We start from the raw sequence: 9,628 nt of genomic DNA on the forward strand, positions 1-9,628 counted from the left end.
GCGCAGCGCAGCGCGACGACGCTGGCGCGCGCGGCGGCCCTGTCGCCCACCGCGCTGCGCGCCCCGCTGCGGGCCGTCGTCGAGCCGCGCACCGAGTTCAACTACGCCGAGCTGCACAACCAGGGCGATCCGGCCGAGCGGCGCAGCGCGCTGTTCCACCGCTTCGAGCTGCGCGGTGCGGTGACGCAGCCGGCGACGCGGGCGCACGTGCTGGTCGAGCTGAACTGCGGCATCGAGCGCGCGCGCTACGAGGCCGAGATCGAGCTGACGCAGGAGCGCACCAGCCTCGGCGCGCGCGTCAAGATGCCGCTCACCGCGCGGCTGATGCGCTCGGTCTCCGAGGCGGTGGTCAGCAGCCTGTTCGTGCAGGTGATGGTGGGCGGGCAGGTCATCCACAAGGACACCTATGCGATGCGGCTGATGCCGGTCGACCAGTGGCTGGACAACAGCACCAGCGGCGTCTGGCTGCCGTCGTTCGTGCTGCCGCGCGATCCGGCGGTCGAGCGCGCGATCACGCTCGCGCAGCGCTACGTGCGGGTGATCCGCGACGACCCGAGCGCCGGCTTCGAGGGCTACCAGTCGGCCTCGTCCGCCGACCCGGCCAGCCTGGAGAACGTGGACCTGCAGGTCGAGGCGATCTGGTCGGCGCTGCTGCACGAATGGGACCTCGGCTACATCAACCCGCCGCCCACCTACAACCGCGCGCTCGATTCGCAGCGCCTGCGCACGCCGAGCGCGGTGCGCAGCGCGCGCATGGGCACCTGCATCGACCTGACGCTGCTGTTCGCCGCCTGCCTGGAGCTGGTCGACATCCACCCGGTGGTGTTCCTGCTCGACGGCCATGCGCTGCCCGGCTACTGGCGCCACCGCGACTACCAGTTCGCGTACCGCGAGGTGATCAACCCGGGCGATGCGGTGCCGCAGGGCGACGAGCACCGCAGCGGCTCGCCGGGCGCGCAGACGCGGCCGTGGCGCGCCGGCCGGGCCAGCTACCGCGAGGTGTGGGGGCTGATCCGCGACGGCAAGCTCGCGCCGCTGGAGAGCGTGCGCCTGACCGAGCACTGCGGCTTCCGCGAGGCGCGCGAGGCCGGCGTGCAGGCGCTCAGCGAACCGCGCGACTTCGATTCGATCCTCGACATCGCGATCGCGCGCGAGCACCAGGTCACGCCGCTGCCGATCGTCGCGCCGGCGGCGCTGGCGGTGGGGGAGCGGGCATGAACGCCACCGTCGTCACGAGCACGGCCGACGAGCCGCTGCCGTTCGATGCCGCGCCGTGGGCAGCGGCCGATGCGGGCCTCGGCCTGCGCGAGCCGGCGCCCACGCTGGGCTCATCGCAGCAGGCGCTGCCGATCTCGATGCGCCGCCGCCGCGGCTTCACGCCGTCGATGGCCGATCCGCGCGCGAGCGTCAGCCTGCGCGACGACGACGGCGTGCTGCGCTGGAACTACGAGCCGCCGGCCGCCCAGGTGCTGCGCGGGCGTTCGCGGCGCGCCGGCTGGTTCGGCTTCGGCGAGGTGCTGCAGCGCTTCGAGTACGAGGACATCGGGCCGAACCGGATCGCGCAGTCGCTGGTCGCGCTCGACGCGCGCCTGACGCCGCAGCAGGGCCTGCGCCAGTGGGTCGACGGCGCGCTCGTGCCGGCACCGGCGCCGCAACTCGACGGCGCGCAACCCACGCTGCTGCTGGTGCACGGCACCTTCAGCAACGGCGACATGTGGTTCGACCAGCTCGGCGCGACGCCCGCCGGGCAGGCCCTGCTCGCGCAATGGAAGCAGGTGTACGGCACGCGCATCTTCGCGTTCGACCATGCGACGCTGTCGGTCGCGCCGTGGCTGAACGCGCTCGACCTGCACCGCGCACTGCGCGGCATCGCCGGCCCGCTCGACGTGGTGTGCCACAGCCGCGGCGGGCTGGTCGCGTCGTGGCTGCTGCGGCTCGCGCCGGTACGGGTGCGGCAGGTGGTGTTCGTCGGCTCGCCGCTCGGCGGCACCAGCCTCGCGTCGCCGTACCGGCTGCGCGCCGCGCTCGACATGCTGGCGAATATCGCGAACGCGCTGTCGCTGGCCGGGCAGGCGGCGAGCACGGTGTTCCCGCTGGCCGCCGGGGCCGCGGGGCTGGCCAAGGTGCTGGGCAAGACGCTGCAGCTCGGCTCGGCCTTGCCGCTGGCCGATGCGGCGGTGGCGCTGGTGCCGGGCCTCGCGAGCCAGCAGCGCGTGACCGACAACGCCGAGACGCGCGCGCTGTTCGGCGACCGCTGGCTGGTGCAGCCGACGTTCGCGGTGGTGACGGCCGACTTCGAGCCCAACCTCGACGCGCCGGCCTGGAAGTTCTGGACCCGCTTCCGCAACCCCGGCCTGCAGCTGGCGAGCCTCGGCGCCGACATCGTGTTCCCCGGCGCGAACGACCTGGTCGTCGACACCGACGCGATGAGCTTCTTCGGCCAGCCGGCGCAGGGGGAGCCGCAGGTGCTGTCGCTCGGCAAGACGGCGACGACCTTCCACACGAACTATTTCCGCGATGCGGCGGTGCTGAAGTTCATGGCCGGGCTGTCACCGCCCGGCTGACGCCCGGCCTCCAGGCAGCCCATGCCGACCAGCGCCGCCTCGACCGCCTGGTCCAGCGGCGTGTGCGGCTCGCGCCCCAGCACCGCGACCAGCCGCTCGTTGGCCATGCGCACCGGCTGCTTCCACAGGTAGCGCATCTCCATCAGCTCGCGCAGCGTGACGACGAACGGCGCCATCAGGCGCAGCAGCCACCACGGCGTGCGCACGATGCGCGGCGCCTGCCCGGTGCGGCGTGCGACCACGCGCTGCACCGCCTCGGCGATCTGCCGGCCGGTGGCGTCCCAGTGCCCGGCCATGTGGAAGCGCTCGAACGCGCCGAGCCCCTCGCGGCGCTCCAGCAGCTCGACCATCGTGCGCGCCACGTCGGGCAGGTAGCCCCACTGGTGGCCGACACCGTCATCGGCCGGGTTCGCGATCGACGTGACCGGTTTCCCCGGCTTCAGCATGCCCTGCGCGAGCCAGTTGTTGCCCGACTTCGGCCCGAAGAAGTCGCCGGCGCGCACGATCAGCACGCGCGCACCCTGGCGGCTGGCGGCCTCCAGCCGGGTCTCCATCTGCACGCGGATCGCGCCCTTGCGGGTCTGCGGGTGCTGCGGTGAATCCTCGCGCAGCAGCGGGAACGCGTCCGGCCCGAAGTTGTAGACCGTGCCCGGCAGCACGATGGTGGCGCGTTGCGCGATGGCCGCGGCGATCGTGTTGTCGACCATCGGCAGCACCACCTCGGCCCAGCCGCGGTAGCCCGGCGGGTTGACGGCGTGCACGATCACTGCGCAGCCCTCGGCCGCCTGCATCACGTCGGCACGCTGCATCGCATCGCCGCGCAGCCAGGTGATGCCGTCGCGTTGCTGCACAGCTTCGGTCGCGCTGCGCTGCAGTGCGCGCACCGTCCAGCCCGCGTCGCGCAGCTGGCGCGCGACCTCGCCGCCGATGCCGCCGGTGGCGCCGAGGACCAGGGCCGTCTTGCTGCTGTGGTTGTCGCTCATCTCGATCTCCAGGTGGTGAGTGGGTATGGAGCGAATTCTGGGCAGCGCCGGGTTGGAATGGAATTGCCGAACATCGTGGTGACGCTATACATTTCTGTATGACTTCGACCATCGGCTGGGAGCTCTACCGCAGCTTCCTCGGCGTGCTCGACGAGGGCTCGCTGTCGGGGGCCGCGCRCCTGCTCGGCATCACGCAGCCCACGGTCGGCCGGCACGTGGCTGCGCTCGAGCAGGCGCTCGGCATCGTGCTGTTCACCCGTTCGCAGGCCGGCCTGCTGCCGACCGAGGCGGCGCAGTCGCTGCGCCCGTATGCCGCGGCGATGCAGAGCACCGCAGCGGCGCTGGAGCGCGCGGCCGGCGGCCAGGGCGGCCAAGGCGGTGATCGCGTCGTCAAGGGCACGGTGCGCATCAGCTGCAGCGACGTGATGGGCATCGAAGTGCTGCCGCCGATCCTGGCCGGGCTGCACGACGCGCATCCGCAGCTGAAGATCGAGCTGGTGCTGACCGACAAGCTGCAGGACCTGCTGCGCCGCGAGGCCGACATCGCGGTGCGCATGGTGCAGCCGAAGCAGGAGCAGCTGGTCGCGCGCCACGTCGGCGACATCGAGCTGGGCCTGCACGCGCGGCGCGACTACCTCGAGCGCCGGGGCACGCCGCGCCGGCCCGAAGAGCTCGCGGGCCACGCGACGATCGGCTACGACCAGCCGTCCGCGTGGCTGCGCCAGGCCGAGAAGGCGCTGCACGGCTTGCGGCGCGAGGTCTTCACGCTGCGCAGCGACAGCAACGTGGCGCAGCTGGCGCTGATCCGCGCCGGGGCCGGCGTCGGCATGTGCCAGGTGCCTCTCGCCCGGCGCGACGGCAACCTGGTGCGGCTGCTGCCGAAGCTCTTCRCGCTGCCGCTGCCGACCTGGGTCACGATGCATGAAGACCTGCGCAGCAGCCCGCGCTGCCGTGTCGCCTTCGATGCGCTGGTCGAGGGTTTGCTGGCGTACGTCGGCGGGCCAAGGCAATGACAAGCCAAACCGCGCGATGATGCGCGTCTGCCCTGCCTCCGATCCGCCCACCTTGACCTCGACCGTGCTCTCCCGCCCCGCAGACTCCTGGCCCCGTGCCGCCGTGCGGCGCCTGCTCGCGCTGTGGCCGGTCAAGCTGGTGGGCATCAGTGCCGGCATCTCGCTGTTCTTCGTGCTGTATTTCTGGGCCGCGCGCTCGCCGCAGGCCGCCGTCACGGTGATGCCGGTGCTGGCGCTGGACCGCTGGTTCACGCTGCGCGAGGGGCTGCTGCCGGTGTATGCGTCGCTGTGGGTCTACGTGTCGCTCGCGCCGGCGTTCTCGAGGGATCGCGGCGAGCTGGCGCGCTACACGCTGCGGGCTGCGGTGATGAGCGCCATCGGCTTCGCGTTCTACCTGTTCTACCCGAGCGCGGTGCCGGATTTCGGCGTCGACTGGTCGCAGTACGGCAGCCTGCAGTTCCTGCGCGCGGGCGACGCGTCGCGCAACGCGTTCCCGTCGCTGCATGTGTCGTTCGCGGTGCTGACCTGCCACCTGCTCGCGCGGCAGCTGCGCGAGCTCGACGTGCCGGTCGTGCTGCGGTGGGCGAACCTGGCGTGGTGCGTGGGCATCGCCTATTCGACGATCGCGATCCGCCAGCACGTGGTGGTCGACGTGCTGGGCGGGCTGGTGCTCGGCGTGTTGGTGGCGGCGTTGCCGATGCGCGGGCCGGCACGCTGATGGCCTCGGGCCCACCATGCTGCAGGATGTCCGCCTCGTCACCGTCTCGATCGCCGTGCCCTGGCAGGTCGTCTACGAGTTCGCGCGCCAGCCGTCGCTGCTGCCGCAATGGGCCTCGGGCCTGGCGGCCGGCATCGTCGAGGAAGGCGGGCGCTGGCTCGCCGAATCGCCGATGGGCCGGGTGCAGGTCGAGATGACGCCCGACAACCCGTACGGCGTGCTCGACCACGACGTCACGCTGCCCGGCGGCGCGGTGTTCCACAACCCGCTGCGCGCGGTGGCCAATGGGGACGGCTGCGAGCTGACGTTCACGGTGTTCCGGGCCGACGGGGTCGACAGCCAGCAGTTCGAGAAGGATTGCGCGCATGTGCTGAGCGACCTGCAGGCGCTGAAGCGCCTGATGGAGAGCAAGACGCACCGCTGAACGCGGCGCGGCGATCACGCCTTGCCGTCGGCGACCTGCCTGACCGCGTGTCGCAGCTGCCGGCGCCCCTCGGCGTTGGTCGCGCGCCAGGCGGTCAGCGCGAGTTGCAGGAACTGCAGTTCCGAGGGCGTCAGCCCCTGCGGCTCATGCGCTTCGTCGAGCCAGCCGGCCGGCTGCTCGCGTGCCGCCTCGATCTGCCGCGCCAGCTTGTCGCCGATCGGCCGGCTGCTCTTGATCTGGCTCCACATGCTGGGGCTGATCTGCAGCGCCTGGGCGAACAGCTGCTCCATGCCTTTCGGGGCGATGCCGTCGCGCATCTGCGCCTCGGCGAAGCGCTGGAACAGCGTCAGGGCGTTCTGTCGGCGCAGCAGGGTGATGTTGTCAGGCACGGCGGGAGCAAAGGGAAGGCGGCGGGCAGGAGCGGGATTGTCGCACCGGGGTGAAGAGTCTTTACCTTGCCGGCGGCGAGAATGCCGCCCCGAGGAGACCGCATGACCACCGCCGATTCGCCACTGCACGATGCCCACCCGATCGCCCCCGCGATCCGGGCCGAGATCATGGACAAGCTCGCCGCCGTCGAGGCGCAGGAAGGCGTGCGCATCCTGTTCGCCTGCGAGTCCGGCAGCCGGGGCTGGGGTTTCGCGTCGCCGGATTCGGACTACGACGTCCGCTTCATCTTCGTCCGGCCGCCGCGCGATTACCTGCGGATCACGCCGGTGCGCGACGTGATCGAGGAGGTGCCCGGCCCGGTGTTCGACGTGAACGGCTGGGACCTGCGCAAGGCCTTGGGCCTGCTGGCCAAGGGCAATGCGACGCTGGTGGAGTGGTTGAGCTCGCCGGTGGTGTACCGCGCTGACGAGCGCTTCTTGACGCGCCTTCGCGAGGTGGCGGCTGCTGTGCACCGGCCGGTGCGCTCGTTCCACCACTACCACGCGATGGGCCGCGGCAACTTCCGCGAGTACCTGCAGGGCGAGCAGGTGCGCGCGAAGAAATACCTCTACGTGCTGCGCCCGCTGCTGGCCGCGAAGTGGGTGCTGGAGCGGCCGGAGGCGCCGCCGATGGCCTTCGAGGCGCTGATCGACGCGATGGTGGGCGACCCGGCGGTGCGGCAGGACATCGCCGAGCTGCTGGTGCTGAAGCGCCGCAGCGGCGAACAGGAGTGGCTGCCGGCACGGCCGGTGCTGAATGCGTTCATCGGCGAACTGGTCGCGCAGCTCGCGCTGGCGCAGCCGCGGGATGAGGCGGTGCCGCTGGAACGGCTGGACGAGTTGCTGTTCGAGACGGTGATGGGTTCTGTGGAAGTCAGCTGCAACTGATGCCATTCCACTAACGCCGATGCGAAAACGCTATCGACCACCGCTCACACCAACGGCAGCATCACCACCTTCCGATACGCCTCCCGCTTCGACAACGCATCGAACCAGCGCTGCACCTGCGGCAGTTCGTCGCGCTCGATCGGCAGCGTCATCCAGCGCCACACCGCGCAGCCGAGCGCGATGTCGCCCATCGTGAAGCGCTCGCCGCCGACGAACGCGCGGCCTTCGAGTTGCGCGTCGAGAACGTGCATCGCATCCAGCGTCTCGCGGCGCGCGGCCTCCACGAGGTTGTCGTCGCGCTCATGCTCGGGCGTGCGCAGGAAGGCGCGGAAGATCGGCACCATCGACGGCCACAGCGTCGAGTTCGACCAGTCGATCCAGCGGTCGACTTCGGCGCGCGCCGCGACGTCCTCCGGCCACAGGCTGCCGGCCGCATGCTTGGCCGCGAGGTAGCGCAGCACGGTGCCGGACTCCCACACGACGAAGCCGTCGTCGTCGATCGTCGGCACCAGCCCGTTCGGGTTCAGGCGGCGGAACTCCGCGGTGTCGACCACGCCGTAGTGCCGTCCGGCATCGATCCGTTCGTAGGCGAGGCCGATCTCCTCGCAGCACCACAGCACCTTCTGCACGTTGATCGAATCGGCATTGCCCCAGATCTTCAGCATTCACGGTCCCGGCAGTGGTTGATGCGGGCCCACTCTACCGAGGGGCCCGCCCGGGCGTGAACGTGGGGGCTTACCAGCCCGAGTTGCCGGTCCCGCGGATGAAGAAGCTGCTCGGCGCGGTGTCCTGCTTCAGGCCGCCGAGCGCCGGGTTCGTCACCACCACGCCGTCGAAGTTCACCGCCCCGCGGCCACCGTTGTCGATGACCTCGATGCCGTACCTGCCCGGGTTGGTGATGCGGATGTTCTTCAGCTTCACGTTGCGCATCTGCGCGTTGTCGGCGTCACGCAGCAGGTCCGGGTGGAACTTCTCGCCCGGCGGCACGAAGGCGGTGCCGAAGCCGCGGAACTCGATGCCCGAGTAGGTCGGGTCGACGATGTCGACGTTCTCCACCAGGATGTCGTTGATGCCGCCTTCGCGCATGTAGAACTTCAGCGCACCGTGCTGCCACGGCGTCGCGGTGTTCTCCATGAACATCGGGCCGCCCGCGCGGATCAGCGAGATGTTGCTGAAGGTCGTGGTCGCCGGGCCGAACGGGTACGGGCTGAACTCGTTGTCGATCAGGATGCCCGGGTAGGTCAGCACGTCTTCGCAGACGCTGTCCTTGAACACGTTGTTCGCGCCGCCGTAGGCCGCGAAGCAGTTCGCGCGCCACGGCATCTGCACCGTGTTGTTGCGGAACACGTTGTTGACGCCCTGGCCCTGGTCGGGCGCGTTCTTGCCCTCCGGGCTGATGAAGTTGTCGCCCAGCTGGTAGGTCTTCTCCTTGACCCAGTCGGTCCACTTGATCGACCACACCACCAGCGCGTCGTCGCCGGTGTTGCGCAGGTGGCAGTTCTCGACCACCGAGTTCGAGGTGCCGTTGTCGAAGTTGATCCCGTCCGCATACGTGTTGCGGATGCGGCAGTTGCGGACCGTCAGGTTCTGCGTCGGCTGGGTCTGGTACGGGGGATCGTTGCCGACCCAGATCGCACCGACCACGTGCTCGATCCAGACGTTCTCGATCAGGCTGTTGGCGCCCATCGGGCCGGCGAAGGCCTTCTGCACGCCTTCCGATTCCTCGGCCCGCGCCTTCGATTCGCCGAGGATCGAGAAATCGCCGAACACGCATTTCGCGCTCGCGCCGTAGCAGAAGAACAGCGACTTCGGACCCTTCAGGTTCGTGTACCACATGCCCGCGCCGCGCACCTCGATGCCCGGGTTGTCGAGCCCGACGTTGCCGCCGCTGATCTTCTGCAGCAGGTAGTCGCCCGGCGGGAACCACAGCTTGCTGGTCGAGCGCATCGCACGCAGCACGTCGTCGGCGTGGTCCTTGCCGTCGTTCGGCTGGATGCCGAACTGCGTCACCGACGTGAAGCCCGCCGGCATCGTCAGCGCGGTCGGCACCGGCTCGATGTCGACCAGGTCGATCACGTAGAACGCCGCGGTGTCCTGCGCGTCGCGGCGCAGCATCACCGTCGCGCCGGCCGGGATGTTGTCGACCAGCGTGCGCACCTCGTCGAAGAAGGTGTGCGGCAGGCCGGCCGGCTTGTCGACGATCGGGTCGCCGATCAGCCCGCCCTGGTACGACCAGCTGTAGCGCGAGGTCAGCGGCAGCGTCTTCACGCGCACGCCGTTCACGTACAGGCCCAGCGTGCTGTCGATGCCGCCGCCGCCCGGGGCGTCGGGGATCGAGTAGCGCACGACGACGCCGTTGCCGGCCTTCGTGGTCTTGAACGACACGTAGTCGCCGGTCTTGTTCAGGCGCACCGCCTTGCGGCCGATGGCCTCGGCCTCGATGTGGTTCGCGTCCCACTTCTGGCGGCTCGGGCCGAGGATCTGGGCGTTGGTGGTGCCGTCTTCAGCCTGGTACTCGACCCAGGGCACATTGGCGCCGCGGCCGGGGACGGGTGCGGGCGCCGGGGCGGGCGCGGGGGCCGGTGCCGGGGCGGGAGCAGGCGCCGGAGC

General features: G+C 70.7%; 9 protein-coding genes and 1 pseudogene. 6 read left to right on the forward strand and 4 right to left on the reverse strand.

The annotated features are described in order from the left end of the window. Window positions 1–1,218, forward strand: a pseudogene (locus AC1D15_RS09310) (hypothetical protein); the annotation flags it as partial. Continuing rightward, window positions 1,215–2,564 carry an esterase/lipase family protein gene (locus AC1D15_RS09315; protein ID WP_477825758.1) on the forward strand — a complete coding sequence of 450 codons (1,350 nt, stop codon included), beginning with the start codon at window positions 1,215–1,217 and terminating at the stop codon, window positions 2,562–2,564. The pseudogene AC1D15_RS09310 and the gene AC1D15_RS09315, both read left to right, overlap by 4 nt. Here the strand turns inward: AC1D15_RS09315 and AC1D15_RS09320 are convergent. Next, entirely contained in the window at window positions 2,507–3,583 is a 1,077-nt protein-coding gene (locus AC1D15_RS09320; RefSeq protein WP_477825766.1) for an SDR family oxidoreductase, read from the reverse strand. The two genes, AC1D15_RS09315 and AC1D15_RS09320, sit on opposite strands and share 58 nt — an antisense overlap. A gap of 62 nt (window positions 3,584–3,645) precedes the next feature. Here AC1D15_RS09320 and AC1D15_RS09325 point away from each other — a divergent pair, with 62 nt between their 5' ends. The 3 genes from AC1D15_RS09325 (at window position 3,646) to AC1D15_RS09335 (ending at window position 5,702) form a co-directional block, all read left to right on the forward strand. After that, window positions 3,646–4,560 (forward strand): LysR family transcriptional regulator, encoded by a 915-nt coding sequence (locus AC1D15_RS09325; RefSeq protein WP_477825759.1) that lies wholly within the window; start codon window positions 3,646–3,648, stop codon window positions 4,558–4,560. A 64-nt stretch (window positions 4,561–4,624) separates the two neighbouring features. Further along, on the forward strand, window positions 4,625–5,278 hold the full coding sequence (locus AC1D15_RS09330) for a phosphatase PAP2 family protein (protein WP_477825760.1): 654 nt from the start codon (window positions 4,625–4,627) through the stop codon (window positions 5,276–5,278). A 16-nt stretch (window positions 5,279–5,294) separates the two neighbouring features. Continuing rightward, window positions 5,295–5,702, forward strand: coding sequence for an SRPBCC family protein (locus tag AC1D15_RS09335; RefSeq protein WP_477825761.1), 408 nt, complete (start codon window positions 5,295–5,297; stop codon window positions 5,700–5,702). A gap of 14 nt (window positions 5,703–5,716) precedes the next feature. Here the strand turns inward: AC1D15_RS09335 and AC1D15_RS09340 are convergent, their stop codons facing one another. Further along, window positions 5,717–6,091: a hypothetical protein gene (locus tag AC1D15_RS09340; protein WP_477825762.1), complete on the reverse strand. Its 375-nt coding sequence runs from the start codon at window positions 6,089–6,091 to the stop codon at window positions 5,717–5,719. Between the two features lie 102 nt (window positions 6,092–6,193). On the opposite strand from AC1D15_RS09340, the gene AC1D15_RS09345 reads away from it, so the two are divergent. After that, window positions 6,194–7,018: a nucleotidyltransferase domain-containing protein gene (locus AC1D15_RS09345; protein WP_477825763.1), complete on the forward strand. Its 825-nt coding sequence runs from the start codon at window positions 6,194–6,196 to the stop codon at window positions 7,016–7,018. A gap of 44 nt (window positions 7,019–7,062) precedes the next feature. Here AC1D15_RS09345 and AC1D15_RS09350 read toward each other — a convergent pair whose 3' ends face one another. Then, window positions 7,063–7,683 (reverse strand): glutathione S-transferase family protein, encoded by a 621-nt coding sequence (locus AC1D15_RS09350; RefSeq protein ID WP_477825764.1) that lies wholly within the window; start codon window positions 7,681–7,683, stop codon window positions 7,063–7,065. Between the two features lie 70 nt (window positions 7,684–7,753). Further along, the coding region (locus tag AC1D15_RS09355; RefSeq protein WP_477825765.1) for a right-handed parallel beta-helix repeat-containing protein at window positions 7,754–9,628 on the reverse strand (1,875 nt) is incomplete at its 5' end.

Source organism: Rhizobacter sp. P2_H2, assembly GCF_056403375.1.